The sequence below is a fragment of the Bacillus sp. (in: firmicutes) genome, from assembly GCF_031983925.1.
Taxonomy (GTDB): domain Bacteria; phylum Bacillota; class Bacilli; order Bacillales; family Bacillaceae_G; genus Bacillus_A; species Bacillus_A pacificus.
In genome coordinates, this window is the sequence record NZ_DALYZR010000004.1 from 248,740 (window position 1) to 274,342 (window position 25,603).

31 protein-coding genes, 1 pseudogene and 1 riboswitch are annotated in these 25,603 nt (G+C 35.1%); of the genes and pseudogenes, 11 read left to right on the forward strand and 21 right to left on the reverse strand.

Annotated features, from left to right (window positions below; translation table 11 throughout):
* Window positions 1–167 precede the first annotated feature (167 nt).
* Window positions 168–504 (reverse strand): annotated as a pseudogene (locus RTP99_RS16230) (recombinase family protein); the annotation flags it as partial.
* A 93-nt stretch (window positions 505–597) separates the two neighbouring features.
* Here RTP99_RS16230 and RTP99_RS16235 point away from each other — a divergent pair.
* Entirely contained in the window at window positions 598–1,272 is a 675-nt protein-coding gene (locus RTP99_RS16235; RefSeq protein ID WP_000617319.1) for an HAD family hydrolase, read from the forward strand.
* Between the two features lie 38 nt (window positions 1,273–1,310).
* Here RTP99_RS16235 and RTP99_RS16240 read toward each other — a convergent pair whose 3' ends face one another.
* The 3 genes from RTP99_RS16240 to RTP99_RS16250 all read right to left on the reverse strand — a co-directional run bounded on the left by RTP99_RS16240 (window position 1,311) and on the right by RTP99_RS16250 (window position 2,840).
* Window positions 1,311–1,850 (reverse strand): DUF3267 domain-containing protein, encoded by a 540-nt coding sequence (locus RTP99_RS16240; protein WP_000361295.1) that lies wholly within the window; start codon window positions 1,848–1,850, stop codon window positions 1,311–1,313.
* Window positions 1,851–1,958: 108 nt separating this feature from the next.
* Window positions 1,959–2,438, reverse strand: a complete 480-nt coding sequence (mutTA, locus tag RTP99_RS16245; RefSeq protein ID WP_000276391.1) for an antimutator 8-oxo-(dGTP/GTP)ase — start codon at window positions 2,436–2,438, stop codon at window positions 1,959–1,961.
* Window positions 2,439–2,522: 84 nt separating this feature from the next.
* On the reverse strand, window positions 2,523–2,840 hold the full coding sequence (locus RTP99_RS16250; RefSeq protein WP_000435817.1) for a hypothetical protein: 318 nt from the start codon (window positions 2,838–2,840) through the stop codon (window positions 2,523–2,525).
* 83 nt (window positions 2,841–2,923) lie between these two features.
* Here RTP99_RS16250 and ytzI point away from each other — a divergent pair, with 83 nt between their 5' ends.
* Genes ytzI through RTP99_RS16265 form a run of 3 tightly spaced genes read left to right on the forward strand, consistent with a single transcriptional unit; the run spans window position 2,924 to window position 3,550 of the window.
* Entirely contained in the window at window positions 2,924–3,073 is a 150-nt protein-coding gene (ytzI, locus tag RTP99_RS16255) for a YtzI protein (RefSeq protein ID WP_000472798.1), read from the forward strand.
* Window position 3,074: 1 nt separating this feature from the next.
* On the forward strand, window positions 3,075–3,305 hold the full coding sequence (locus tag RTP99_RS16260) for a DUF3953 domain-containing protein (RefSeq protein WP_000488456.1): 231 nt from the start codon (window positions 3,075–3,077) through the stop codon (window positions 3,303–3,305).
* 14 nt (window positions 3,306–3,319) lie between these two features.
* Entirely contained in the window at window positions 3,320–3,550 is a 231-nt protein-coding gene (locus RTP99_RS16265; protein WP_000911972.1) for a YczI family protein, read from the forward strand.
* A gap of 444 nt (window positions 3,551–3,994) precedes the next feature.
* Here RTP99_RS16265 and luxS read toward each other — a convergent pair whose 3' ends face one another.
* Window positions 3,995–4,468 (reverse strand): S-ribosylhomocysteine lyase LuxS, encoded by a 474-nt coding sequence (gene luxS / locus RTP99_RS16270; protein ID WP_001141369.1) that lies wholly within the window; start codon window positions 4,466–4,468, stop codon window positions 3,995–3,997.
* Between the two features lie 128 nt (window positions 4,469–4,596).
* Here luxS and yidD point away from each other — a divergent pair, with 128 nt between their 5' ends.
* The gene (gene yidD, locus RTP99_RS16275) at window positions 4,597–4,833 is read left to right on the forward strand and encodes a membrane protein insertion efficiency factor YidD (protein ID WP_000809333.1); all 237 of its coding nucleotides are present in this window, start codon (window positions 4,597–4,599) and stop codon (window positions 4,831–4,833) included.
* On the opposite strand, the gene RTP99_RS16280 is transcribed toward yidD, so the two are convergent.
* Entirely contained in the window at window positions 4,830–5,393 is a 564-nt protein-coding gene (locus RTP99_RS16280) for a beta-class carbonic anhydrase (RefSeq protein ID WP_000838160.1), read from the reverse strand. The two genes, yidD and RTP99_RS16280, sit on opposite strands and share 4 nt — an antisense overlap.
* Before the next feature lie 224 nt (window positions 5,394–5,617).
* Between RTP99_RS16280 and cydA the strand changes: the two genes are divergently transcribed.
* Both cydA and cydB read left to right on the forward strand, forming a co-directional pair.
* Window positions 5,618–6,967, forward strand: coding sequence for a cytochrome ubiquinol oxidase subunit I (cydA, locus tag RTP99_RS16285; protein ID WP_001286198.1), 1,350 nt, complete (start codon window positions 5,618–5,620; stop codon window positions 6,965–6,967).
* Window positions 6,957–7,985 (forward strand): cytochrome d ubiquinol oxidase subunit II, encoded by a 1,029-nt coding sequence (gene cydB / locus RTP99_RS16290; RefSeq protein WP_000017662.1) that lies wholly within the window; start codon window positions 6,957–6,959, stop codon window positions 7,983–7,985. The genes cydA and cydB overlap by 11 nt, the downstream gene beginning before the upstream one ends.
* A 166-nt stretch (window positions 7,986–8,151) precedes the next feature.
* Here the strand turns inward: cydB and RTP99_RS16295 are convergent, their stop codons facing one another.
* Both RTP99_RS16295 and RTP99_RS16300 read right to left on the reverse strand, forming a co-directional pair.
* Window positions 8,152–8,385, reverse strand: coding sequence for a spore germination protein (locus RTP99_RS16295; protein ID WP_011040784.1), 234 nt, complete (start codon window positions 8,383–8,385; stop codon window positions 8,152–8,154).
* A gap of 82 nt (window positions 8,386–8,467) precedes the next feature.
* Window positions 8,468–9,286: an S-layer homology domain-containing protein gene (locus tag RTP99_RS16300; protein ID WP_001211246.1), complete on the reverse strand. Its 819-nt coding sequence runs from the start codon at window positions 9,284–9,286 to the stop codon at window positions 8,468–8,470.
* Window positions 9,287–9,992: 706 nt separating this feature from the next.
* Here RTP99_RS16300 and RTP99_RS16305 point away from each other — a divergent pair.
* Window positions 9,993–11,030, forward strand: a complete 1,038-nt coding sequence (locus RTP99_RS16305; RefSeq protein ID WP_000965225.1) for a YdcF family protein — start codon at window positions 9,993–9,995, stop codon at window positions 11,028–11,030.
* Window positions 11,031–11,217: 187 nt separating this feature from the next.
* Window positions 11,218–12,090, forward strand: a complete 873-nt coding sequence (locus RTP99_RS16310; protein ID WP_000411247.1) for a YitT family protein — start codon at window positions 11,218–11,220, stop codon at window positions 12,088–12,090.
* Window positions 12,091–12,184: 94 nt separating this feature from the next.
* Here RTP99_RS16310 and RTP99_RS16315 read toward each other — a convergent pair whose 3' ends face one another.
* The 5 genes from RTP99_RS16315 to RTP99_RS16335 form a co-directional block, all read right to left on the reverse strand.
* A complete protein-coding gene (locus RTP99_RS16315; protein ID WP_000180098.1) occupies window positions 12,185–12,403 on the reverse strand; it encodes a hypothetical protein in 219 nt (72 codons plus the stop codon).
* A 96-nt stretch (window positions 12,404–12,499) separates the two neighbouring features.
* Complete coding sequence (locus RTP99_RS16320) at window positions 12,500–13,315, reverse strand: DUF4247 domain-containing protein (RefSeq protein WP_000071211.1); 816 nt, start codon at window positions 13,313–13,315, stop codon at window positions 12,500–12,502.
* 12 nt (window positions 13,316–13,327) lie between these two features.
* Window positions 13,328–13,834 (reverse strand): DUF4178 domain-containing protein, encoded by a 507-nt coding sequence (locus tag RTP99_RS16325; RefSeq protein WP_000051759.1) that lies wholly within the window; start codon window positions 13,832–13,834, stop codon window positions 13,328–13,330.
* A gap of 21 nt (window positions 13,835–13,855) precedes the next feature.
* The gene (locus RTP99_RS16330) at window positions 13,856–14,260 is read right to left on the reverse strand and encodes a DUF350 domain-containing protein (RefSeq protein ID WP_000220322.1); all 405 of its coding nucleotides are present in this window, start codon (window positions 14,258–14,260) and stop codon (window positions 13,856–13,858) included.
* 80 nt (window positions 14,261–14,340) lie between these two features.
* Window positions 14,341–15,006 (reverse strand): PspA/IM30 family protein, encoded by a 666-nt coding sequence (locus RTP99_RS16335; RefSeq protein ID WP_000110282.1) that lies wholly within the window; start codon window positions 15,004–15,006, stop codon window positions 14,341–14,343.
* 403 nt (window positions 15,007–15,409) lie between these two features.
* On the opposite strand from RTP99_RS16335, the gene RTP99_RS16340 reads away from it, so the two are divergent.
* A complete protein-coding gene (locus tag RTP99_RS16340) occupies window positions 15,410–15,988 on the forward strand; it encodes a lipoprotein BA_5634 family protein (protein ID WP_000737465.1) in 579 nt (192 codons plus the stop codon).
* 35 nt (window positions 15,989–16,023) lie between these two features.
* Here RTP99_RS16340 and RTP99_RS16345 read toward each other — a convergent pair whose 3' ends face one another.
* Genes RTP99_RS16345 through RTP99_RS16355 form a run of 3 tightly spaced genes read right to left on the reverse strand, consistent with a single transcriptional unit; the run spans window position 16,024 to window position 18,420 of the window.
* Window positions 16,024–16,191, reverse strand: a complete 168-nt coding sequence (locus tag RTP99_RS16345; RefSeq protein ID WP_000989581.1) for a FeoB-associated Cys-rich membrane protein — start codon at window positions 16,189–16,191, stop codon at window positions 16,024–16,026.
* Window positions 16,192–16,207: 16 nt separating this feature from the next.
* Window positions 16,208–18,196: a ferrous iron transport protein B gene (gene feoB / locus RTP99_RS16350; RefSeq protein ID WP_001044802.1), complete on the reverse strand. Its 1,989-nt coding sequence runs from the start codon at window positions 18,194–18,196 to the stop codon at window positions 16,208–16,210.
* Window positions 18,193–18,420: a FeoA family protein gene (locus RTP99_RS16355; RefSeq protein ID WP_000060519.1), complete on the reverse strand. Its 228-nt coding sequence runs from the start codon at window positions 18,418–18,420 to the stop codon at window positions 18,193–18,195. The genes feoB and RTP99_RS16355 overlap by 4 nt, the downstream gene beginning before the upstream one ends.
* A 194-nt stretch (window positions 18,421–18,614) precedes the next feature.
* A riboswitch (TPP riboswitch) is annotated at window positions 18,615–18,716 on the forward strand.
* 85 nt (window positions 18,717–18,801) lie between these two features.
* Here RTP99_RS16355 and thiT point away from each other — a divergent pair.
* Window positions 18,802–19,470, forward strand: a complete 669-nt coding sequence (thiT, locus tag RTP99_RS16360; protein ID WP_001246574.1) for an energy-coupled thiamine transporter ThiT — start codon at window positions 18,802–18,804, stop codon at window positions 19,468–19,470.
* Between the two features lie 207 nt (window positions 19,471–19,677).
* Here thiT and RTP99_RS16365 read toward each other — a convergent pair whose 3' ends face one another.
* The 5 genes from RTP99_RS16365 to RTP99_RS16385 all read right to left on the reverse strand — a co-directional run.
* Complete coding sequence (locus tag RTP99_RS16365) at window positions 19,678–21,507, reverse strand: sensor histidine kinase (RefSeq protein ID WP_001225333.1); 1,830 nt, start codon at window positions 21,505–21,507, stop codon at window positions 19,678–19,680.
* Entirely contained in the window at window positions 21,504–22,193 is a 690-nt protein-coding gene (locus RTP99_RS16370; RefSeq protein WP_000041839.1) for a response regulator transcription factor, read from the reverse strand. Before RTP99_RS16370 ends, RTP99_RS16365 begins: the two co-directional genes overlap by 4 nt.
* A gap of 39 nt (window positions 22,194–22,232) precedes the next feature.
* Entirely contained in the window at window positions 22,233–22,853 is a 621-nt protein-coding gene (locus RTP99_RS16375; RefSeq protein ID WP_000771564.1) for a class D sortase, read from the reverse strand.
* Between the two features lie 89 nt (window positions 22,854–22,942).
* Entirely contained in the window at window positions 22,943–23,401 is a 459-nt protein-coding gene (locus tag RTP99_RS16380) for an LPXTG cell wall anchor domain-containing protein (RefSeq protein ID WP_000728027.1), read from the reverse strand.
* 160 nt (window positions 23,402–23,561) lie between these two features.
* On the reverse strand, window positions 23,562–25,603 hold a 2,042-nt coding region (locus RTP99_RS16385; RefSeq protein ID WP_312366434.1), incomplete at its 5' end, for an S-layer homology domain-containing protein.

The window sequence follows — 25,603 nt, forward strand, 5'->3', positions numbered from 1 at the left end:
CATTTTTATACTAATTCTATTTTATAGTTATAGTTCCTTCTTCTTTTTGATAAAAATACAGAATTTTCAATTTTATCAACATAAAAAACGTAAAGAACTACAATTCTTTACGTTTTCTTAGCTAACATATATAACTCGCATTAGTTACCACTTTGTTGTTCTATCTTTAAACGTTTCCGTTCTATTTTTTCAAAATAAGGATCTACAATTTCATCACCATCAATATAATAAGAAGCTAAAAAGAAGTAATTTTCATCATCATCTTCTTTTTTCCGCTCTGCCTTTTTCATATCTGCACTTTCATGCTCTTCTATTTCATAATCTTCTACTGCTTCAAGCTCAGATAATCCATCTATTTTTTCATATACTTTTTGAAGTTTCTTATCTCCTATTTCCACGCATTCTTTTTCTGTTTTACACACTTCTTTTTCTTTCACACTCTTCATAGAACTCTCGCACCCTGCTAACGATAACCCCTACTAACTTGCCATACAGTCTCTTCATGCATTCCTCCATCAATACATTCTACAAAAATATCATAATCATTTTTTAACGAATATGCGATAATAAATTATAAAAATTGTAAGGAGGTTTCCTATGATTCGGGCAGTCCTATTCGACTTAGATGGAACACTATTAGATCGTCGTCAATCTTTAGAACAATTTATTCATGATCAATATAATCGTTTTACCTCTCATTTAATGAACATAGAAAAATCCGAGTATTGTTCTCGATTTCTCGAACTAGATAATAATGGATACACGTGGAAGGATAAAGTATATGCTACTCTCCTTTCCGAATACAACATTACTACTTTAACACCAGAGCAACTGCTGCACAACTACATTACTAACTTCCAACATCATTGTATCCCTTTCCAAAACATGCATGAATTACTTCAACGTTTAACACAACAAAATATTAAAATTGGGATTATCACAAATGGCTTTACTGACTTTCAAATGAACAATCTTCGCGCACTAAACATACATACGTATACAAATACAATTCTCGTTTCAGAAGCGGAAGGAATAAAAAAACCACATCCTGAAATTTTCGAACGAGCTTTAAAAAAGCTAGATGTGAAGGCAGAAGAATGTCTTTACGTTGGGGATCATCCTGAAAATGATATACTGGGTTCTGAACAAGTAGGGATTCTTGGTGTTTGGAAAAGAGATTCATTTTGGGGTGATTTTGAGCATTCGCGTGTGGTGGATGATTTGTTGGAGGTGCTTTCGTTTTTAGAGATAGAGGCAAAAACAAGACAATAGTAAAAGGAGGCTTCGTTTCCCGGACGCCTCCTCTTCCTTTATGACTCATATACTGTAAACTGCGGTTTACTTGGATGATCTATCACTAGCGCATCGTCTGGAAACTTTGAAACTTTTTGATATAAGGCAATGTCACCCATGCAACCTGCTGTTAGTAGAATTCCTAAAAATGAGAGTGGCTCCAGATTCATAGCTAATCCCAATACAATTGGCAAAATTCCAGTCGGTAGAAATGGTAACATTAACACTTTCTTCATTTGCTTTACTGTAATTTCTTTTTTAGAATGCGCATATGCAACACCTAATTTCCAATTGACGCCCCATTTTAGTTCACTCCACGGCACGCCTCCGATATAATGAAATCCTATTAGATGTATCGCTTCATGAATACAAACGAGAACAATCATTCCAATAATCAAAAGAAACATAGCGGGCAATGTAAAGTCAAATTGAACCTCGCCTGAAAGAAATATATGCAAATAACCAATTCCAAACGCCAAAGCGAATATTATAAGAAATGCATAGATATTTAATTTAACCATCGAAACAGTAACAGTCGTTTCTTTCCTTTTATCCATCTTCTCCCTCCTAAAATGTAAATGTATCTTTACAAAATTGTATAATATACCCAAAATAATGTAAGGATATATTTACATTTGATCTTATAAAAAAAGAAACCGGCCACTTTACTTCGTAAAACAGCCGATTTCTTCTATATGTTTCATCGTACGCGCCAATACATCGTCGCGCATTATAAAGCTAAATTTTCTATCTGTTTTAATGTTGTCAGGAATGTCTGTTAATAAAACAGATCCTTTCGTTTCTTCGTAATGCGTATGTTGTTCTACCGCACTAATTGTTGCAAAATAAATGTTTTTAATGATTATTTTGTCTTTTCCAGATACTTTATATTGTCCTAAGTAAGTTAAATCAGAAACTATGCCGCCGGTTTCTTCATGAACTTCTCGAACTGCCGCTTCTTCCGGTGTTTCCCCTAGTTCTACTTTTCCACCTGGAAATTCAAGACCGCGACGTAAATGATGCGTTAATAACCATTGATCCCCGTACCGGCATACAACCCAAACATGCCTTGGCTCAGGAGAAAATGGATAACGTTCAAACGATAATTGTACAGTGTTGTGGTAATAATCTTTAAATTTGTACATGCCATTACTCCCCTATTGATGGTTACAAGTTTTTCCTACCACAAATTGTAGCATATTCTCGCTTTTCTGCATAATATTATCCAATTATAATCCATTGATTATTCCCATTTGCGCGACTAATTCTTTCGTCTCATGATTTCCTAAATCGTAAATCATTTTATATGCTTTTTGTAGTTGTTCATCATATCGGTCATTATTTGAATCATGATGATACTCAACAAATGGAACGTGGGAGCGTACAAATGAACCTAAATCCTCTACATACGCTTGATCAAAGTACTCTCTTAACTCCGTAATTTCCGCATCATTCGCGGAAATCTCAAAATTATACGTATCCGCTGTCTTCACTTGTGAAATTTGACCGTTTGCTATTGATATATAATATGTTTTTTTCTGCTCCATGTAACACCCTTCTTTCATCCTTTTTATTTCTATTGTTTTCATCAATTACAAAATTATGTAAAATAAAGAAAAGGAGGGATTCCATGTTTAAAATATTAATTATCGGTATTATAATCGTCCTAGTCATATTAGTACTCTCCGTCATGACGATTAATAAAGGCTACGCTTATAAACATTCCGTCGATAAACTAGAAGATAATCCTTATACAAAAAATAATAAGGAGAATTCATAATATGTTTCGTATACTTCGCATTGGAATCGCGCTCACTGTAATTATTATGTCAGCAATCGGACTCTATACGGGGCAAAATACCTTTCTCCCCCTTTCACAATTTCTATTAGGAGCTTTAATGTTTCTCATTGCTATTGAACAAATAAAGAAAAAGGATTCCGGAACAGGATTTATTTGTATTGGTGCTGGAGTTTTCACCTGGATCGTTCTCATCATTAGCCATATAAAATAGTAGGGGGAATGTACATGTTAAAAGGATTACGGATTACTTTTGCACTCATTGCATTATGTATAGTAATTTATGGATATTTTACTGGTAATAGAGAAATAATGCCTTACATGTTCATTTTCTTAGGGTTAATGGCTTTCACTATAGGACTAGGGGAAATAAAACAAGACAGAAAATCTAGTGGTATATTTGCTTTTCTCGCTGGATCTGGTGCTTTATTTCTTAGCTTCTCAGAAATATTTCGGTAAATAATCTATTTAAGGGGACATTACATGCTAATTGGTTTACGGATTGTTTTAGGGCTTCTCATACTCTCTCTTTGCGCTTATATCCAGATTACCGATCATTTCTCACTTCTCCCATACGTACAATTTATTCTCAGTTGTTTCTTTATTCTTGTCGGAATTAACGAATTTATATCCGGACGAAAATCCATGAGCATTCCGTTTTTTTCGTGTCTATTCTTACGCTCTTCGTTCTCATATCAAACTACCTTCGCTACGTATAGAATGAAATCTTGAGCAATTTCGCATTTACAAGCAAGTAATAAAATAGGGATGATTTTTTTGTCAGTTTTTGTCGGTAAGTCGATATTCCATGTCGAAACGTCGATATATTAAAAAAATCGTCGATATAATTTTATTTATTATCATGACACAAAAAAACTGCCCTTTTACAGGCAGTTTTTCTTCTTATCCAAATACTTTCTCAAGTTCATCTTTATCTTGGCTTAACCAGAAGTTCATTAAGCGTTTTGCTCCTTCTAAATCGTGAAGCTTCGCTTGACCACATTGCGTTTCATTTGCAGCTGGAATTTCTGTAATTTGAACTGCATCTTTTAATGTTAGTTCTAATAAATCGATGATTTCTCGAACTGTCGGTGTTCCGCTTACTACAAGGTAGTATCCTGTTTGGCAGCCCATCGGTGAAATATCGATAATATCGAAATGCGGATAACGATCAATATATTTACGTAAATTAAATGCTAATAAATGTTCTAACGTATGAATAACATCTGGTTTCATCGCTTGTTTATTCGGTTGGCAAAAACGAATATCAAATTTATTTACAATACCGTCACTACCTACATTGTGAACTCCGCAATGTCTTACATAAGGTGCCTTTACAATCGTATGATCTAATTCAAAGCTTTCTACTGATGGCATACAACATCTCTCCCGCTTTTAATTTAATTCCGTTATATCCAATATGATATAACGGAAATGCACATTAGTAAAGTATTATGTACAGTCGTGCTATAATACTTTAAGAATATGCTGAAAAGGAGATCGTTATGAAACAGATTTTTATTGGGATTATACGCTTTTATCAAAAGTTCATTTCTCCGATGACACCACCAACTTGCCGTTTCTATCCAACTTGTTCTCATTACGGATTAGAGGCGTTTCAAAAGCATGGTGCACTCAAAGGCTTTTGGCTTACTTGTAAGCGTATATTAAAATGTCACCCTTTCCATCCAGGAGGATTTGATCCTGTCCCAGATAAAAAGGATGACAAAGTACATTCTTAATTTTCGTAACCATTCACAACTAAATCTAATTTTCCTGTATCAGGATCGATAACAAGACCGTGAACAGGTACTTCTTCCGGAAGTAATGGGTGGTTGCGAAGTACTGATACGCTATGTTCTACACTTTCTTCTACACTAGAGAAACCGCGCAAAAATTGTTCTAAATCGATTCCAGAATAACGAAGCATATCTAATTTCTCTTCTGTTATACCGCGTTCTTTCATTTTCTCAATCGTACTGCTTGCTTGAATTTTTGCCATACCACAATCATGGTGACCAACTACACATACTTCATCAGCACCAAGCTCATATACAGCGACTAAAATACTACGCATAATACTTCCAAATGGATGTGAAATAACAGCGCCTGCTACTTTAATAATTTTCACATCGCCGTTACGCATATTCATCGCTTTCGGCAATAGTTCAACAAGTCTTGTATCCATACAAGAAATAATTACCATCTTTTTATTTGGAAATTTCCCCGCCACAAACTCTTCATACTTTTTCTCTTCAACAAATTTCTCATTGTATTGCAAAATCTCTTCTAATGACTTCATAGTAAGGAACCCTCTTTTCTCTCGTTTACACTACATAAATAGTGTACCAAAATATGAAAAACACAAAAAGGATATCGCTTTATAGTAAAAATAAGATATTTTCAGATAATCGACATAATTCTTTCAAAATATACACACAGCTTTGTAACAAGTCCTCCCTATTTAAAACGCATTTTCACTATAAACTGATTGTAGATAATGTAAAAAAGGAGTGAATATTTATTATGTCCGACGTTCTGTTACTGAGTCGTTTTCAATTTGCAATTACTGTTTTTTATCATTTTTTATTTGTACCTTTGACAATCGGACTTGTTATTTTAGTAGCGTGTATGGAGACTCAATACGCCCGCACATTGAATCCAACATACCGCAAAATGGCAAATTTCTGGGGTAAATTATTTACAATTAACTTCGTAATGGGGATTATAACCGGGATTACGATGGAATTCCAATTTGGAACAAACTGGTCTGAGTACTCCAAATATATGGGAGATATTTTCGGATCACCTCTCGCAATCGAAGCACTCGTTGCCTTCTTCTTAGAATCTACTTTCATGGGAATATGGTTATTCGGTAAAGACAAAATTTCACCAAAGTTCCGTGCCTTCTGCATGTGGATGGTTGCACTTGGAACAAATATTTCGGCCCTTTGGATTATTACAGCAAACGGCTTTATGCAAAACCCTGTTGGCTACGTCGTACGTAACGGCCGCGCTGAATTAAATGATTTCTGGGCACTCGTTACGAATCCATACGCTTGGAATATGTTCTTCCATACTGTAGTTGGTTGTTATATTGTTGGTGCTTTCTTCGTCATGGCAATTAGTGCCTATCACTTATTACGTAAAAATGAAGTTGAATTCTTCAAAAAATCATTTAAGTTTGGCTTAATGTTAGGCTTATTCGCCGCAACAATTACACCGTTTATGGGACATCAATCTGGTGTATCAGCGGCTAAATATCAACCTGCTAAAGGTGCTGCAATGGAAGCTGTTTGGGAAACTGGAAAAGGACAAGGCTTCTCAATTGTGCAAATTCCTGATGTCAAAAACGAAAAGAACTTTGAATTCTTAACGATTCCAAAGTTAGGAAGCTTCTTCTATACAAATTCATTTGATGGGGAAATTGTTGGTTTAAAAGATATTCCAAAAGAAGATCGTCCAAATGTTAACCTCGTGTACTATAGCTTCCGCTTAATGGTTGCACTTGGTATGTTCTTTATGGCATTAACTTGGTACGGTTTCTACTTAAACCGAAAAGGAAAACTAGAAAACTCAAAACGTTACTTAAAAATTACAATATGGTCTGTTTTACTACCATATATCGCAATTAATGCTGGTTGGATTGTTGCCGAAGTAGGTCGTCAACCATGGACAGTATATAAACTAATGCGTACCGCAGAATCCGTATCACCTATATCTGTCCCGCAAATTTGGTTCTCATTAATTAGTTTAATCTTGTTCTACACTTTACTTTTAATCGCAGACGTATACTTAATGCTGAAGTTCGCCAAAAAAGGACCCGCAGCATTAGAGGAACCTGCTACTGAGGGAGGTGCAGCTCATGTCTCATGATATGCTTGCGATTATCTGGTTTGGTTTATGGGGCGTGATTTGGACAGTTTACTTTATTCTTGATGGATATGCACTTGGTAACGGAATGATTTTTCCTTTCGTTACGAAAGACCGACAAGAACGAAATCAATTACAAGAAGCAATTGGCCCGTTCTGGGGCGGTAATGAAGTGTGGTTAATTACAGCTGGTGGCGCAACATTTGCTGCCTTCCCAGTCACATATGCAAATATGTTTAGTTATTTATATACACCGTTATTCTTAGTATTACTTGCACTATTTGCTCGTGCTGCTGGACTTGAGTTCATGCATAAAGATGATTCACCAATTTGGCAAAAAACTTGTAAATGGGCATTTGCAATTGGTAGTTTCTTAATTGCTTTCCTATTCGGTGTTACATTTGCTAATCTTTATTACGGGCTACAAATCGGAAAAAATGGCTATGAAGGAAATTTACTTAGCTTACTAAATCATTACGGTATTTTAGGAGGTCTGTTCTTCACTGCTATATTCGTCGTATCTGGTGCACTTTGGGTTATGATTAAAACGACTGGTGAAGTATCTGACCGTGCTTATAAAATCGCTAGACCATTTTCAATGGCAGCTGCTATCATTTTAGCTATTTTCTATGTAGCAACTGCAAATCGTACAAATTTATTCCAAAACTTCACAGAATATCCAGTACTATTCATTCTTCCAGTACTTGCAATGTTAATGAGTGTACTCGCACTAATTATGGTGTACAAACATAAAATTGGTCTTGCATTCACATTCGTTTGCTTAACAATCGCAATGTTTATGACAACTGGCTTTGCAGGTATGTTCCCAAGAATGTTACCATCTCGTATTAATGATGCTTATAGTACAACGTTATACAACGCAGCTGGTAGTCAATTAAACTTAAAAATTATGTTCTTCGTTGCAATGGTTATGGTACCAATTGTTATTGGCTATCAACTTTGGAGCTACAGTATCTTTAAAAATAAAATTCATAAAGACTCTGCTAAAGGGTATCACTAAAATGAAAAAAGACACTTCGTTTGAAGTGTCTTTTTTATACGTATGATTTTCGATAAGATGTTATATTTCTAATCTAACAACTATAATACAGAAGAATCATTAACAGCTCACAGCTAGATTGTAGCACAGGACAAGTTCATCATTTTATGCAATTTTACATATTTCTCTATAAAGTAAACTGTATTCCTTGATCATTCACGTCGCTATCCCCTACATCTGCTGTACTAATACCACTAAATGTTTGTACTTTCATTCCTGTATTCGATGATCCTGATCCATTATACGCTTTCGTTTTTTCAATCGGCTGCACGTTATATTTATCTCCTAAATTAATCGTTCCATTGCAGTTTTCAATAATAACGCCTTCCACAACTGACGGCATTTTGTCACCTACTTTCATTTCCTTACTTTCATTTTATGAAAAGTGCCTAAAAAAATAGCATGTTTCCATAAGAAAAAGCACTCAATTTGAGTGCTTTTTCTTATTTACCTTTTTTCTTTTTCTCACAAGCAATTCCATCGCCATCACGGTCTAAATGCTTACCGTAATATGGACTATCTCTTGTAATGTCATAATATCCCGCATCGTTTGCTTCTTTGCAATTAGCAAAACGTTTCGGATCTGGTTTTACTTCTGGTTTTACTTCCGGTTTCGGTTGTGGTTGCGGTTGTTTTGCTCCTGGTCTTTCTTCAAATGGTAACGTTGCATTATATAAGAACTGAACGTATTGCTCACGACTTACATGCATTTTAGGTGCGAATGTACCATCACCAGTGCCAGCCGTAATATAATTTGATTTAATTGCAGTAATCGCAGGATTCGCCCATCCATTTCTATCTACATCCGGGAAATTATGATCCCCTCTAATTTGCAATTGGAATCCTCTTGTCAAAATTTGTGCCATTTCTTCACGAGTTAACGAATCTTTCGGTCTGAATCTCCCTGTGTTATCTCCAACGAATACGCCCATCTCTGTTAAAGCAAGAATCTCTTTTTTAAACATAGTTGAACGATCCGTAATATCTTTATATGGATTGTTATACTGCTCTTTTACTGTCGGTTTTAAGTGACGGAACATAAGAGCTGCAACTTGCTCACGCGTTACATCATCACCAAATCCAAAAAGTCCATTTCCGTATCCAGCAACAACGTTTTTATTTGCTAAATCCATAATTGCTTTATAAGACCAATGATTGTTTGGAACATCTTTAAAACCTGCGCTTGCCTGCGCTGTTCCAATTGAAGTAAATGCTGTAGTTGCAACAAGTGCACCTGTTAAAATTAATTTCTTAAATCTCATACTTAAGTCTCCTTCTCTTTCCATAATAACCATTTAACAATATAACAAATTATTCAAATGTATTTTGTCATATTCTGTCGAACACAAAAAAGAATCCTGCAGGATTCTTTTTTGCTAAGCATGAATGGCAATTTTGGAGACAGTTGACTTCTTCAAAAATTTATTAGGGGTAATATTTTGAAAAAGAAAGCCTTTCATATGTAGGTTAACACCACTGGAATATATAGTAAATTGATAATGTTTATACGGAAGATTGCTAATGTTTAGTATAGATAGTTTCCACTATGCAAACAGTAAAAACATTCTATACTAAATAAAAAAAGGGCCTTCAAAGAAGACACCTTCCATAAACAGACACTATAAAACAGAATTATTTATTGTTATACGATTGTTAGATACAAAAAGTAGAGGGAAATGTTTGTATTAAATTCTGCTTTATAAAGTATGTCTACCACTTATATTTTAATCCTCTTCACTTGAAAATAAATATAATATGCATAATTACATACCAAAAAGAAAAGACACTCCATAGAGTGCCTCTTCAACCATTTTACTTTTAATATATCGCTTTACATACATTGTAACATATGTATCCATATATTTTATTGAGAAAATTCAAAATCCTTTTTCTTTCATTTCCAATTATAAAATCATGTAATATAAAAGGTATGTCAAATTCTTATACAAGTCGAGGTGTACTATATTTATGCTGTATTTCGGAATTATCCCTCTTATACTGTTTATTATTTTTCTTATCTCCTATTTAAGAGATCCACGAAAAATAATAAATGGGTTTTTATTTAATACCTTTATCTGTTTTTTCCTTCTTTTTTGTGTGATTATATCTGTGAATTCAAGTAGTGATGTCTTACGCTATATTATAATTTTACCTATTTTAGCACTTCTCATTATGCTACCTTTCGGTATTATTGCCTTAATGTTTGGGCTGTTTCTGAATGCTAGAATTTTAATGAAGCGAGAAGGACGACGTTTCACTAACTGTTTAACACTCCTTGCTGCTTTTGGGATATTATTCTTTATGCTATTGCCTATTATAAGTCCAGCAAGTTTGTTCTCATCACATTTCCAGCCTATTTTCGCTGGTATTTCTCTTATAACAGTATATTTCTTTATACACTTATCTAACTTCTTAAGCGCGTATTTTTTATACCAATTCAACAGACCAAGACGTAATCAAGATTTCATTATCGTTCTTGGTAGCGGCTTAATTAATGATAAAGTACCGCCTTTACTTGCAAGTCGTATTCATAAAGCAATCGACTTTTACTGGAAACAAGCCGCTGTAAATACGCCACCAACAATTATTTTCTCTGGTGGACAAGGTCCAGATGAAGGTCTTCCTGAAGCAGAAGCGATGCAAAAGTACGCTGTTGAAAAAGGAATTCCGCTTGAACATACAGTGCAAGAAAATCGCTCTGTAAACACATATCAAAATATGTTGTTCTCTAAAGAAATTATGGATTCTTTAAAGCCTGAAGGTAAGTATAATAGTATCTTTACAACGAACAACTTCCACCTATTCCGCGCTGGTATATATGCAAGACAAGCAGGTCTTAATAGCCAAGGAATCGGATCAAAAACTGCATTTTATTACTGGCCTAATGCAATGATTCGTGAGTATGTTGCGATTGTCGTGATGGGACGTAAACGCCATATGAAAATATGTGGAACTATTTTAGGCTTCGCTTTATTCCTAACCGTGCTTAGTTTTATCATTTCTTAATAGCATCCCATCCTTTGAAAGGATGGGATTTCTTATACTCATTTCAAAAATATTTTAAAGTTAATATGGTCATAATATTCCCTGCATACATCCATTAAAGGAGAATTTTTTCAAATTAAATGTTAAAATAAAATTTAGGTGTGAATGATGTAACAAACAAGAAACTAGTTTGAAACGAGGAAATTACATGGAGAAAATTATCAAAAACAAGCCCAATAAGCTAAGAATTGCTTCTAAAGCTTTGATGATTATTATTGGGGCATTTATCACAGCGTACGGATTAGAAGCAGTATTAATTCCAAATAACGTATCAGACGGTGGTGTAACTGGTTTAAGTATCGTTAGTTCAACATTATTTGGATTGCCATTAGGAGCTCTAATCGCAATTATTAACATTCCTTTCGTTTGGTTAGGATATAAGCAAATCGGTAAAAGCTTTGCGATTTATTCCATTATCGGGATTGCTTCATTAGCAATAGGTACCGTTGTCATGCATGATATACCAGCTATTATTGAAGGCGATACATTATTAGTTACAGTTGTTGGTGGTATTATCATCGGTTTCGGTATGGGACTAGCATTGCGTAATGGCGGGGCATTAGATGGAATCGATATGCTAGCTGTATTGCTTTCTCGTAAGTTACCATTTGGAACGAGTGACCTTATTCTATTCTTAAACATGTTCGTATTTATTTTCGTATCAACAGTATTCGGTCTTCAAGGAGCTATCCTTTCAGCAATTGCTTACTTTATTGCTTCGAAAGTGATTCATATCGTTGAAGTTGGTTTAAGTGGTTCGAAAGCATTTAAAATCATTACGAAAGAGCCTGAATTGATGGTAGAAACCATTCGCGATCGTTTAGGCCGAAGTGCAACATATAACGAAGTATACGGTGGTTATTCTAGAGAGAAATTCAAAGAAATCTCTTGTGTAATTAACCGTTTAGAAGAAAGTAAAATGAAAGAACTTATTAATGAAATCGATCCACACGCCTTTATTACAGTTTATGACGTAGCAGAAGTAAAAGGCGGTAACTTTAAGAAACGTGATATTCATTAATCATTATGAAAGAAGAGGGTGTGCCAATATGTTGGCACACCCTCTTCTTTTATTGTCGGGAAGTCGATATATTCTAATAATCGCTGATATATTTTTACTCCCCCCATCTTCCCCCGCTCTTAATCCATGCCACGTATTTTTGAAAGGCTGGCACTTCTTGTTGGAAACGAAGCGGAACATACAGAAAAAGAGTACATGTACATAGTATCCATAGAATACCTACTACAAAGTGAAATTTCATCGTTGTGCTAATGAATAAACTTAAGAATAAGACGAGGAACATAATTACACTAAATCTTTTATACATAGTCATAATAATCTCCTCCTTATAACTTCATTGTACCAGCTATAAGGAATTAATTCCCATAAAAAAAGACCGAAAAGCAAATTTCACTTTTCGGTCTCTACACTATCTTCTCTTCGTAATCTTTCCTGAACCACCGACCCTCGTTTTCGGAGGAGATGTATTCCTTGGCGGCGTTTTAATAGATGATTTCGGCTTCACATCTGATCCGCTCGAACCACCTGGTGTTTTCGTTATTTTCCCTTTGCTTCCAGTAGAAGGCGGAGGCGTGCTACTTCCTTTTTTCGTAATACTTCCTGTATCTCCTACAGAAGATTTCGAATCTACATTATCGCCACGCTTAATGATAGACCCTTTCCCTTCCTTCGTAATTGGAGGCGGGGTTTTCTTTTCTTCTTTCGTAGGCGGTCTCTCTGGAATAACTGGTTTATGATTTTGTCTGTCATTATATCCGCGATAATCACCGTACGATGATTTTCGTGAACCGAATATATCATTTAATATACTACCCATAATATATCCTTGCAGGAAGGACGGTTGGTAATTTTGACGAACAAACTCTTTATTACTTATTTCAATTAACGTATCAGATGGCTTCTCTTTATCCTTTTGCAGATTATAAATCTTATCAGAATAAACGAGGAACATTTGATTTTCGTCTTCTTTAGATGCTTGCTTCGGTTCTCTTTCATTCATGAGTTCCTTCGCGACTTCAGGAACTGACCGATTGGCGGCCCTATACACGTAAGATTCTTGTTTACCTTCTTTTGCGACAGATTCTAGCGGATAACGGTCTTGAATCGACTTTGTCTGCCCGCCCTGACAACCTGATAAGGCATATCCAGCAACAACAAGTAATGTAACGATAGCAAGTATAGGGATCACGAACGATTTAATCATGGTAAACAATCGGTTTGACATGATTACGCCCCCTTACGTTGCTCTTATAATTTGTACATCAGCAGGAATAATTGCTTCTCCCTCATACATCATTGTGCGACCATTTTGCCATTCAATACGTAATAATTTTCGATTATCCGATTGGAATTCCCATACATACTGTTCTTCTGAAGCTGAGAATGGTGTTTTCCCCATCACAACAACACGTCCGTTATATTGCTCTTCCATATGGTACTCTGTATCATCCATTTCAATTGTCGTCGGAATTTCATCAATCGAATCTAAACGACCATCAATTGGTGTATATAATTTGTAATACGTATTTTCACGATCTTCAATTTTTAAATAACGAATATCTTTCCCGTCTTGCAGCGTTAAAACAATTTCTTTACGAGAATGCATACTCGTTTTCCCAATTAATTCATACATGACTAATGAAACTTCAACCATATCGCCAGGAGCTAACGTTAACAAACTTTTCTCTGGTTTCGGTGGTTCTGGGCTTTTCATTATATTTTTAATTCGTTTAAATAAACTCATGAGCTATCCCTCCTTCTCTCTTTATAAACAAGCACCTAAAATAAGTGCACCAACAATATGTAATGATCCGGCCAACATCGCGTGCGCAACACTGCCTTCTTTCGTACCTTCTTCTAAATCTAAACCAGCCATTTTCTTTAACACAAATTCGATAAACATTTCTACCACTAATAAAATAACGAAAGAAACTGCTGATGCAAGTAGCGCTTGCCATAAGTCATTTGCTTTCGTTATCGATTGAGATAAAATGTACCCTTGTGCGAATAATTTCATAACGAAACGAGTTGTTACAGCTGTATTCCCATTTTTTATTTCTTTTAAATCATTGTATTTTGTAAAAATCGAATCAACCCACATAATTGCAAATAAAAGTACTGCACTCGCTCCAGTCCATACAAGCATGGCTAATACATTTGTCCATGTCATTGCAAAACCTCCTCTAAAAAGTAATAGAAAACCGACATGAATTTATTTAGACATGTCGGTTCATTTGTCTCTATTCTATATTATTTCTCATACTGCTTCATAATACGAGCTAATTCATCGTCAACAGCAGAATTTTTGTTTAAGCTTGCGAATTCATCATCTAATGATTTTTCTTTTTTGTACACTTCACCGCTTGCTTCTGCTTCAGCCTCTAATTGAAGAGCTTTCTCTTCCATACGGCTTAAACCAGCTTTCGCTGAGTTTGAATCAAATCCAGACATCGCCTGATTAATATTCTTTTGTGCTTTCGCCGCATTTACACGTGCTACAAGTGTCTCACGTTTATTTTTCAGCTCAGTTAATTGCTTACGCATCTCTTCTAGCTTCAGGCGAAGATTATCAGCAGCAACTTTATTTTGCTCATAGCTTGCTTTATACTCATTCATCTTTTGCTCTGCATTTTGTTTTTCTTCTAATGCACGGCGCGCAAGATCTAAGTTGTTAGCTTGAACAGCCATATGAGCTTGCTCTTCACGTTTTTTCACAAGTGCTTCTTGCTCTTCAAATAATATTTTGAATTTCTTCTCAAGCGCAATTTGAGCTGCTACACTTTTCTCAGCTTCTTGTACATCCGCTTGCATATCGCGTAAATATTGATCCGTCATCTTAACTGGATCTTCCGCTTTTTCAATTAATGAATATACATTCGACATTGTTAAATCTCTTAATCGTTTAAATACAGACATCTAAATTCCTCCTATGATATACCTCATATTTCAAATTCACTACTTGGAAAACTTAAGAATCTCCCTTTACAGTAAAGAATATTCATTTTTACAGCCTATGTGTTTATTATAACAAAACTAATATGTCCTTACATGTTATTTCCAAAATACAGCCAATATAATATGACATTACCTACAAAACATTGTATTCCTAATATATTCTCATTAATTCTCTTCAAAATTGACTCATTTTTATGTACTTTCACTAAATTACATTATTGTAATGTTACTGTAAGCTAACTCGATAGTTACGTCTCCCTATTTCTTATACACTAATACCAGAAGCGACAAACAAGCTTCTCATCATTTCAAGACTAATACAAAAATTGTATTGACTATAAAACATATAAAAGGAGAAATCATCATGAAAAAATTAGTAGGAATCGGATTAGCAGCAGCAATTTCATTCGGAGCATTATCAGGTTGTTCTTTATTAGGAGAGAAAGCAAACGGCTTTGTACTATACGGATCAGAAGAACAAGTTCAGCAAATTACGGATAAAAATAAAAAAGAAGTGAAAGAAAAAGACTTCTATAAAATGAAAATGACAACATTAGATGGCAAAAAAGTTCTTGTCATGGATAAGAAAACTGGTGAAGAACTAGTGAAAAAAGAGTTACTTAGCAAAGTTGATGAAAAAGACGACACGAAACCACTTGATAAATTACCAGCTGTAACAGCAGAGCAAGGTGTATTATTTGCTAAAGAAAAAGTAGAAAATGCTACACTTGATGGGGCAAAATTAAAATATGAAGGCAACACAATTATCGGAAGTGGCCGTGCATACACAGATATGTATGCAATTGTTGATGACGCAACTTACAGTAATGTAAAAGGTGATGAAAAATCTGTTGGGGTATTAAAATTCGATAAAGATCCAAGTAAAGAATTCCCTGGAAAAAATGGTGTAGAAGCTTCTCAACTTGTAAAAATTAAAAAGTAATAAAAAAAGCTTTGCGACATTCGCAAAGCTTTCTTCTATTTATGAGCAATTTGCTCCATATCCGGACTACAAGTATTCGACTGACATGACTTATTTAAAGAACATGCCGCGCATTTTCCTTTTTTACTTCTCTTTACAAAATGAACTAACGTGTATGCTGCATAACCAAAAATGATAGCTCCAATTATAATATTGACCATCATCACAATACATCTCCTTCTAGAATCCGAGTAAGGATCCAACTTGGTATATAATGAACGTTAATACATAAGCAACAACGAGTGGATACACGACAGAGAAAATCGTCCACTTCGCTGATCCTGTTTCACGTTTAATAACGGCTACTGTCGCTAAACACGGAACATATAATAAAATAAAGAACATAAATGCATAAGCTGATAATGCTGTATAATGTGCTCCCATTACATTTCCAAGCACATCTTCTTTCACCGCATAAATAATGGCCATTGTAGAAACGACCACTTCCTTCGCTAAAAATCCTGTTAAAAGGGATGCTGCAGCTTGCCACGTTCCAAAGCCCAGTGGTGCAAATAGTGGTGCGATAAATCCACCAATCATTGCTAAGAAACTGTCTCCCATATCAACACCAAATCCTGATGGACCTGCATAATTTAATAGCCAAATGACAACAGAACCACCAAAGATAAATGTACCTGCTTTACGAACAAATCCCTTCCCTTTCTCCCACGTACTTAGCCATAACGTTTTCACTTGTGGCACGCGGTAAGGAGGTAGTTCAATAACGAAAATAGATTTTTCCGCTTTTAAAATGGTAAGAGACATAATTTTTGTAACTAATAACGCAAGGACAATACCTGCAACATATAAGGAGAACACAACAGTTGCCTGACTATGAGGGAAGAATACTCCCGCAAATAATGCATATACAGGTAAACGTGCCGAACAAGACATAAACGGTGTTACAAGAACTGTAAGTAAACGTTCTTTTTCTTGTTCAATCGTTCTCGCTGCCATAATACCTGGAACATTACATCCAAAACCGATAATCATCGGAATGAACGCTTTTCCGTTTAAACCGAAGAACTCCATAATTCGATCCATAACAACTGCAATTCGCGCCATATATCCTGAGTCTTCTAATAATGAAATGAAAAAGAATAGTGCAAAGATTTGTGGAACGAATACTAATACGGCACCAACACCGGCAATAATACCTTCTGTAACGAGTGCTTGAATAAAATCAGAAGCTCCAACACTTGTAAGCCCAGCTGTCACCCAATCCGTAAGCTGTCCACCAAAAAACTCATCTAACATATCCGATAAAGGTGTCCCAATCCACGTAAACGTAACCTGAAAAATAAAAAACATAACTGCTAAAAAGATTGGAAGTCCTAAAATTTTATGTGTAATTAATCTATCAATTTTTTCTGAAAAAGGAATTTTTCCTTCTTTCTCATGCTTCATAACATTTGTTTTTAACTTTTCAATATACGCTTCACGAGTTTTGTAAATATGCTCTTCCAACGTACAATCAAGTTTTTCTTCTAAGCGAGATCGAATGGCTATGAGTTCCTTATAGATTGGTAATGCTTTCATTTCTTTTTCTACTACTTCGTTATTACTTAGAAATTGAAGGGCTAACCATCTTGGATGCTCATAATTCGCTTTCTCTAAAAGAGAAATTACTTCTCCAATTCCTTCATCCATTCGTACACCATATGAAATAATGAATGGCTTTTTCTCGTTTTTGTCATTTTCTTTAAGAGTCGCAAGTAATTCTTCACAGCCTTTTCCACTTCTTGCAACGACAGGAACGACTGTTACACCTAATAGTTCTGATAATCGTTTTACATCAATGACAATTCCTCTTTGCTTCGCCACATCAATCATATTTAAACCAATTGAAACGGGCTTACCAAATTCAAGTAATTGCAATGTTAAATGCATATTTCGTTCAAACTGCGAAGAATCCACAATATTTAACATATGATGAAATTCTTCTGTTAATAGAAATTTGGTTACAACACCTTCATCACGTGAAACTGGATTTAAATCATACACACCTGGTAAATCAATTAATGTTCCTTGCTTATCTTTTAATTTACCAACCTTCTTTTCTACTGTTACACCGCTCCAGTTTCCTACATATTCATAAGAACCAGTAAGTGCATTAAATAATGATGTTTTCCCTGTATTCGGATTCCCTAGCAAAGCTACCTTATTCACGCTAATTCCACCTTTATCATTTTCGCGTCACAATGACGAATACTAATTAACTGTCCACGACACTCCAATGTACAAGGACCTTTGAACATCGCTTTCTGCTTCATACGAAGTTCGCTTCCTTCAGAAAGACCAAAAGCAGCCAGTCTTCTCTTTAATAATTGATCTAACGACTGAACGCTTTTTACTAACACTTTCTCGCCAATTTTAATATCTACTAAGCTCATAACCTTCCCCCTCAGAAGAGAATGATAATTATTTTCAAAAAAATTATACCACACCCAATTTCTCTTGTACTATACCCTTTTGCTTCATATTTATTAACATTTCACTACAATTCTATTTCAATCATTGTCATAACAGATTCATTTGCCATTCCCATCCATTTCACTTACAATAAACAGTAGCAAATAAAGAATCTCGTTATCACAGGGGGAGCCATGCCGCTGAGAGGGAACACTTCGTTCCGACCCTTCGAACCTGTTAGTTAATGCTAACGCAGGGATTGTGCAAACGTCCGAAATACATACCTCTTTTTATTTACGTATTTCGTATCCTCCTATGATATCTATTCTTTTTTGTACAACTTGGATTTAGGGGGAGACAACATGCGTAACACCAATTTACAAGCGATGATCGAATCTGCTATTCTTGCAGCCTTCGCCTTGGTCATCGACATTTTACCATTATCAATCAAACTTCCAACAGGCGGTTCTATTTCATTTGCTATGATTCCTATTTTTATTATTGCATACCGCTGGGGCTTTAAATCGGCTTTCTTAGGTGGTTTAGTTTGGGGACTATTACAAATTGTCGTGGGAGATGCTTACATTTTAACACCTGTTCAAGCATTCATTGAGTACTTCATTGCCTTTGCTTTTATCGGATTTGCTGGCTTATTCTATCGTCCAATTCAAAAAGCACTTTTAACGTCTAATGAAAATAACTTAGAACAATCCAGTTTAGGTAGCCGTAAAGACAAACCTTCATCAAAACAAAACGAAGGTAAGAAAGTCCTTGCTTATATTATCCTTGCTACATTTATCGGTAGCTTTGCTCGCTATTTCTGCCACTTTATTGCTGGTATTATTTTCTGGGGACAATATGCACCGAAAGGTCAATCAGCTGTGCTATATTCATTAATCGTAAATGGTAGTACAATGATTGGTTCCTATATTCTATGTACCGTTTTACTTATTTTTTTATTCCTTACTTCACCACGCTTATTTAAGAGCATCAGTGCTTATCAACTAAATGCAAACAAAAAGGGCGCTTAATGAGCGCTCTTTTTTCATATCGTAATATCAATTAAAAATACAATAAATGCACAAAAGAAAATAAATACCATTATACTTAGCCAATTGCTATGCACGGTTCATCGACTCCTTACATAACCTCATTTTCTAACCAGATTATATCGTTTAAAAATAAAGATTAGGTAAAGATTATATGAAAATAATTAAAAAAAGCGTAGATCATATTGTCTACACCTTTTTCGGTAAATAAAAGTAAAATAACACACCATCTTCTGTATTTTCTGCCCCATATTCAGCATCATGTAGTTCTAAAATATTCTTTGAAATGGCAAGTCCAAGCCCCGTCCCACCTTGTGAACGCTGACGAGCTGCATCCACGCGATAAAAACGATCCCAAATTTTATCTAATTGCTCTTCTTCAATGTGAGTACCTTTATTTTCAATGCATACTTTTATACGATCTTTTTCATCTATTGTAGAAATAATAATATCTTCTTTATTTGGTGTATAACGTATTGCATTCGTAATGAAGTTCACGATGACTTGTTCAATGCGGCCTTGATTTGCGACTACTTCAAATGGACCTATATTTTTATGAACATGAAGTTCTTTTTTCTCTATTTCTACAGACAGGTGTTCACATATATCATCCATTACTGTATCAATATAAAATGGATCCTTTTTCATTTTATATGTGCCTGACTCAAATTTAGCTAACTCCAGCATATCCAAAATTAACGTATCCATTTTATCTACTTCTCGTTCCATCGCCCCAAAATAGTACTCTTTTTTATGCTCAGCTACTCCATCTTTTAAAATAGAAATACAGCTTTTCATAATACTGAGCGGTGTTTTTAGTTCATGCGAAACACCAGAAATGAATTCTTTCCGCGTATTTTCTAACTTTCTTTCCTTTTCAATATCTTGTTCTAGCTGTCCAATATGGGAATGGAGTTTATTTGATAATACATTAATATTTTTCGATAAATCACCAATTTCATCTTTTGAAGTAATCGGTATTTGTTCTGTGAAATCTAAATGTGCTATTTTCTTCGTTGTATCATTTATTTTTAATAGCGGCTTTGCAATTTGTTTTGAATAATAGAATGACGCTAGAAAAATAAGAACAACTACAAATGCAATGATGTAAATGTAGTAATCTTGCACCATTTGTACAGCTTCATCTACAGGCTGTAAAGAAGCCATCGCATATATATAAGTTACCGATCCATCTTTTTCTTTTATTGGTTTCATTAATAATTTATATTTTATATCATTTTTTTCATAGTCCATTGTCTTTGTTGAATATTCGATTTGATTACTCTCTTTTAATACTACATCTGTTTGAAATTCTTTTATACTATCCAAAAATAAAGTGTTTTTATAAATTGGATTTATGGGTCCTTTTACATCAGGGAATTGTACTTTCGTAATACGTCCGCCTATGATAGCATCTAGTTCTTGAGCAGCTGGTTCCTGAACGGCCGGCCTCTTTTCTTTACCAACTTGTTCCCCAACTGCTTTCATCTTCTCCTTAAATGCTTTTTCTAACGGTTTATTCAATCCATTTAAATTCTCCTTAGATAGAGAGAAAGAAAATGGAATAAAACGATCTTCTTTTTTCACTCCAGAAAAATAAATTTCTTGGCCTAAAAACTGATTTGATGGTTTATTATCAATCTCCTCTATATTGACGAGATTGTATAGGGGAATTTTGAATATTTGTTGTCCAAATCTCTTTTGTTGCCAACGATTTATCGTTACCTCAAAATAAAAATCATCTGCATGTTTTAAATTCCCGTTCTGATCTAATGTCGTAATCCACGTATTATTTTCTCTTAAAAAGTCTTGCTCCAGCTTCTGCATTCCTTCTACACTTCCTGCATAGTTCAAATAATTTTTTTCGAAGGAATTTAAATTCAATTTAATATCTTCCACTTTTCTATTCGCATAATATTGTTTAAAAAATATCGTTTGTCCAATAAATATCGTCGCTAAAATTAACATACATAATGCTGTTGTGAGGATAAATAATTTTAGTACAATCCCTTTTCTCATACATTCCCCTCAAATTTATAACCTGTTCGTACTACAGTTGTAATGTACTTTGCTTTCTCTCCTAATTTATTTCTTAAATTACGAATATGGCTATTAACGGTTCGGTCATCACCAGCAAATTCATATCCCCAAATTCTTGAAATGAGTTGCTCTCTTGTTAAAACGATCCCTTGGTTTTTCATAAAGTACGCTAATATTTCAAATTCTGTATGTGTTAAATTAATATCTGTTTTATCTACCATAACAGTACGCGACGGAAAATGGACATGGATACCATGAATCGATAATGTATCATCTTCATTCTCTAAAAGTTGCTTTGTCACTTTTCTACTCTCTAACAACCTTTTTGCTCTTGCTAATAAAATTGGTGGGCTATATGGCTTCGTCACATAGTCGTCCGCCCCAAGTTCAAATCCAAGTAACGTATCATCTTCATCTACACGTGCCGTCAACATAATGATAGGAACCTCGGATGTTTTACGGATTCTTCGGCAAACGGACCACCCATCGAGTTCCGGCAACATAATATCTAAAATAACTAAATCAACCTCTTCTTCCTCAAATACAACTAAAGCTTCTTTCCCGTCTCTTGCTTCAAACACTATATACTGCTCACTTAAAAAATAATCTTTTAATATTTCACGTAATATATCTTCATCTTCCACAATTAAAATATTTTTTGACATAACTTATATATCTCCCTCCCGCCTTCAGAAACTATAACTTCACTTTGAATAACTAGCAGTTAACTTCGCCTCGATAATATATCTATCTGGCGCATCCCCTATATAATTAAATGGGTAACAAGTTGTCAATGTTAGTATCGGTTCTTCTTTTTTTATAATAACAGTACGATCATCTGCATCGGTAATCCATATCTTTTGAATTTCATATGTGTACGTTTTATTATCATACTCTAAAACAAGGGTGTCTTTTTCTTTTAACTCTCCTAAATCTGTAAATACAGTATCCCGGTGCCCACTTAGTACAGTATGGCCCCCTCCAGATGGCGTTGTCGTTACATCACTAACAAACATTCCTACTCCTTTTTTCAACGTTGCCTCACTTGCTCCCCAATATATAGAAAACTTCTTCTTTATTTTCGGTATATTTAATAGTGCGACCTTTTCCCCTTCTTTATGTTCTGTTTGAGAAGAAGGCACTTGAGAAGTTACGGGAGTTTCATGTGAAATTTGATTACGTTGTATGTTGTTAAGGCTCTTTATTTCTTCTTTCGTTAGTTGCCCGGCAGAGCTTTTTCCTTTATACCATTCCATAGCATAATATGATCCCATACATAGTCCTATAGCCATCAATATGATACCGATATAATTGAGTAACTTCATGTTTTATCCCTCCATGCCAAAAATGGTAGGAATAACCTACCATTTTTAATATATGAAATTATCCCATTCTTTATAGGACAATATTTTATTTACGCCTTAACTTTATTACGACGATTCAAACCAAATAATGTCCCTATCCCTACAAGACATGCGCTTAGTGCCATCATTGCTACATGATTAGATGCTGTATTTGGTAATTTTTCACCTTGTACAGCTGGCTTTGCTACTTCTTTTTTCGTTGCAGCATTTGTTTGTTGTACTTGCGCTGCTTCTTTTTTGGCTATATCATTTTTTAACTGTTCTTGTGCGATTCTCTTTTTCTCTTCCTCACTCTTTGGTGCAGCCTTTATCGCTTCCTCTTTTTTAGCCATGTCACTTTTTTCTTGTGCTTGTGCTGCTTGTTTTTTCTCTTCTTCTTTTTTAGCCTTATCTTGCTGCTGTTGCACCACTTCTTCCTTCGTTACTGTTCCAGTATCCGCGCTTGCTACTGAAGAATATCCTACTGTTAAAAGTGCCATTGCACAGATTGGTAATAGTTTCTTTTTCATTTCATTTCTCTCCTTCTATACGTTTTACATCACTTCGCATCGGATGTATCACTAGAATAAACAAGAGATATAAATATAAGATGCAGATGAAATATATTTCATTTAAAGATTTCATTGTAAAAAAGGTTATCCGAAATCATCTTCGGATAACCTTTTAAAATTAATCTACACTTAAAGCCTTCTTGCCCATTTGATTATAAATACTTGCAAACCGGCTCTTACTCACTTTTACATTTTTCGTCCCATAGAACGGATCATTATAGTATACATAATTATCATCCACACCTGTTAAAACAACCGCATGCGTATTCATTCTTGCATAAATTATTTTTCCGCCTGGTGTTTTCCACGTTGTAACCGCTCTTGGATTATTTAAAGCGACCGTTACCCACGTCACTACTGGCTTCCCATTTCTCACATAGTCTTCTAAAACAGAAAGATCATTTCCAGTTAAATTCGTTCCTCTCGAATATTTATCTAACAAACGTTTTAGTGGTTCTGGATTAATAGAATATCCTGGCGTATTTCCCGTCACATCACCTACAAACCCTACATCTGGATCTCCCCAAATTTGTGATGATGTTTTATAGTTCTTTAATTTCGCTTGATCAAAAGGCATTTCAAAAGCAAATGCTACTTTATTTAATGAGCGACCAATTTGATGTTCTACAAGCATTTGTAAAGAAACGACTTCACAGCCATTATGCAATTCTGGGAATTGATACAGTGACGGTACGTTCAGTATAACTTGACTGCGATTAATATTTCCTTCATTAACCCACTTTAACCCATTACTAGTTTGAATTTGAATCCAACCACCCTCTCTTTCACCATAAACTTCGACTGTCTGTGGTGCATACTTTCCTGATACACGAGATACAAAACTTGGACTATCATAAGCAAAGAACACTTTAGATAAATACTTCGCTTCTTTTTTCGTATCTAACCATTGATAGCCTGCATATGTACGTATACGAAGCCAAGTTCCCCTTTCCTCTACAACCGTTACTGCTTGAGGACCATAATAATCTAGTATATTCGCAGATCTGAAAGGAGCATCATAAGTAGTAAAGTCTCTATCAATCTGAACTTTTTTGTCTATTAAACAGACCCACTTATAGCCTAAGTCCGTATAAACTTTAATCCAATTTCCTTCTCTTTCTTCAATAACCGTTACAATTTGCGGAGCATACTCACCTGAAATCCCTGAAGATAAGGATGCCTCATTATACGTCAAAAAGTTTTTATTCATATTCACTTTCTTTTCAACTAAACAGACCCACTTAAAACCAGTATCCGTATGAATTCTAATCCAGCCACCATCTCGCTCTTCATACACTGTTACTTCCCTAGGGCCATATTCCTTTGAAATTCCAGATGATAAAGATGGTCCGTTATACGTAAAGAATTTTTTCGAAATGCTCACCTTCTTCATCTTCAACTCATTGTCTTTAGACTTATCTGTAACTGCGACGAGCTGTGCTGCCTCTGCACGTGTAATGGATCTATCTGGTTGCCAACGTCCTCCATCAACACCACTTGATATACCCATGCCAACTAAAATATTAATGAATTTCTCACCCCAATGATCTTTTACATCAGGAAATAATGTTGGTAATTCTTCATGAACCTTTTTCTCTAATTGATAGGCTTGGACTAACATCGTTGCCATAGCAGCTCTTGTCATTTGACCATTCGGATTGAATTTCCCGTTGCCTTCCCCTTTAATGACTCCTGCCTTTTCCACAGCAGCAATATAAGGAGTTGCCCAATGATCTTGAGAGTCTGTAAAAGTTGGTTTCTCACCTTCACTGACTTCTAATTCTAAAATTTTCGCCATAATTGTAGCTGCTTCAGCTCTGCTTAATACTTTGCTTGGTGAAAATGTTCCATCTGGCATCCCAGAAATAACTTTTTTATGAACTAAATAATAAACAGACTCTTGTGCCCATCCTGGAACGTCAGGAAATGATTGCGGCGCTGCCTGTATCGAACTTACAGCTTGTTTTAATTCTCTTTCTCCCTTTTCCTGTTCTTCTTTTTGCTTTAATTCAAGCTCTTGCTTCTTCTGTTCTTCTTTCTGTTTTAATTCAAGCTCTTGTTTCTCTTGTTCTTCTTTCTGTTTTAATTCAAGCTCTTGTTTCTCTTGTTCTTCTTTCTGTTTTAATTCAAGCTCTTGCTTCACCTGTTCTTCTTTCTGTT

Coding starts and splice junctions, on each gene's coding strand:
- RTP99_RS16235 (WP_000617319.1), top strand. CDS start 598: ATGATTCGGGCAGTCCTATTCGACTTAGATGGAACACTATTAGATCGT.
- RTP99_RS16240 (WP_000361295.1), bottom strand. CDS start 1,850: ATGGATAAAAGGAAAGAAACGACTGTTACTGTTTCGATGGTTAAATTA.
- mutTA (WP_000276391.1), bottom strand. CDS start 2,438: ATGTACAAATTTAAAGATTATTACCACAACACTGTACAATTATCGTTT.
- RTP99_RS16250 (WP_000435817.1), bottom strand. CDS start 2,840: ATGGAGCAGAAAAAAACATATTATATATCAATAGCAAACGGTCAAATT.
- ytzI (WP_000472798.1), top strand. CDS start 2,924: ATGTTTAAAATATTAATTATCGGTATTATAATCGTCCTAGTCATATTA.
- RTP99_RS16260 (WP_000488456.1), top strand. CDS start 3,075: ATGTTTCGTATACTTCGCATTGGAATCGCGCTCACTGTAATTATTATG.
- RTP99_RS16265 (WP_000911972.1), top strand. CDS start 3,320: ATGTTAAAAGGATTACGGATTACTTTTGCACTCATTGCATTATGTATA.
- luxS (WP_001141369.1), bottom strand. CDS start 4,468: ATGCCATCAGTAGAAAGCTTTGAATTAGATCATACGATTGTAAAGGCA.
- yidD (WP_000809333.1), top strand. CDS start 4,597: ATGAAACAGATTTTTATTGGGATTATACGCTTTTATCAAAAGTTCATT.
- RTP99_RS16280 (WP_000838160.1), bottom strand. CDS start 5,393: ATGAAGTCATTAGAAGAGATTTTGCAATACAATGAGAAATTTGTTGAA.
- cydA (WP_001286198.1), top strand. CDS start 5,618: ATGTCCGACGTTCTGTTACTGAGTCGTTTTCAATTTGCAATTACTGTT.
- cydB (WP_000017662.1), top strand. CDS start 6,957: ATGTCTCATGATATGCTTGCGATTATCTGGTTTGGTTTATGGGGCGTG.
- RTP99_RS16295 (WP_011040784.1), bottom strand. CDS start 8,385: ATGAAAGTAGGTGACAAAATGCCGTCAGTTGTGGAAGGCGTTATTATT.
- RTP99_RS16300 (WP_001211246.1), bottom strand. CDS start 9,286: ATGAGATTTAAGAAATTAATTTTAACAGGTGCACTTGTTGCAACTACA.
- RTP99_RS16305 (WP_000965225.1), top strand. CDS start 9,993: ATGCTGTATTTCGGAATTATCCCTCTTATACTGTTTATTATTTTTCTT.
- RTP99_RS16310 (WP_000411247.1), top strand. CDS start 11,218: ATGGAGAAAATTATCAAAAACAAGCCCAATAAGCTAAGAATTGCTTCT.
- RTP99_RS16315 (WP_000180098.1), bottom strand. CDS start 12,403: ATGACTATGTATAAAAGATTTAGTGTAATTATGTTCCTCGTCTTATTC.
- RTP99_RS16320 (WP_000071211.1), bottom strand. CDS start 13,315: ATGTCAAACCGATTGTTTACCATGATTAAATCGTTCGTGATCCCTATA.
- RTP99_RS16325 (WP_000051759.1), bottom strand. CDS start 13,834: ATGAGTTTATTTAAACGAATTAAAAATATAATGAAAAGCCCAGAACCA.
- RTP99_RS16330 (WP_000220322.1), bottom strand. CDS start 14,260: ATGACATGGACAAATGTATTAGCCATGCTTGTATGGACTGGAGCGAGT.
- RTP99_RS16335 (WP_000110282.1), bottom strand. CDS start 15,006: ATGTCTGTATTTAAACGATTAAGAGATTTAACAATGTCGAATGTATAT.
- RTP99_RS16340 (WP_000737465.1), top strand. CDS start 15,410: ATGAAAAAATTAGTAGGAATCGGATTAGCAGCAGCAATTTCATTCGGA.
- RTP99_RS16345 (WP_000989581.1), bottom strand. CDS start 16,191: ATGATGGTCAATATTATAATTGGAGCTATCATTTTTGGTTATGCAGCA.
- RTP99_RS16355 (WP_000060519.1), bottom strand. CDS start 18,420: ATGAGCTTAGTAGATATTAAAATTGGCGAGAAAGTGTTAGTAAAAAGC.
- thiT (WP_001246574.1), top strand. CDS start 18,802: ATGCGTAACACCAATTTACAAGCGATGATCGAATCTGCTATTCTTGCA.
- RTP99_RS16365 (WP_001225333.1), bottom strand. CDS start 21,507: ATGAGAAAAGGGATTGTACTAAAATTATTTATCCTCACAACAGCATTA.
- RTP99_RS16370 (WP_000041839.1), bottom strand. CDS start 22,193: ATGTCAAAAAATATTTTAATTGTGGAAGATGAAGATATATTACGTGAA.
- RTP99_RS16375 (WP_000771564.1), bottom strand. CDS start 22,853: ATGAAGTTACTCAATTATATCGGTATCATATTGATGGCTATAGGACTA.
- RTP99_RS16380 (WP_000728027.1), bottom strand. CDS start 23,401: ATGAAAAAGAAACTATTACCAATCTGTGCAATGGCACTTTTAACAGTA.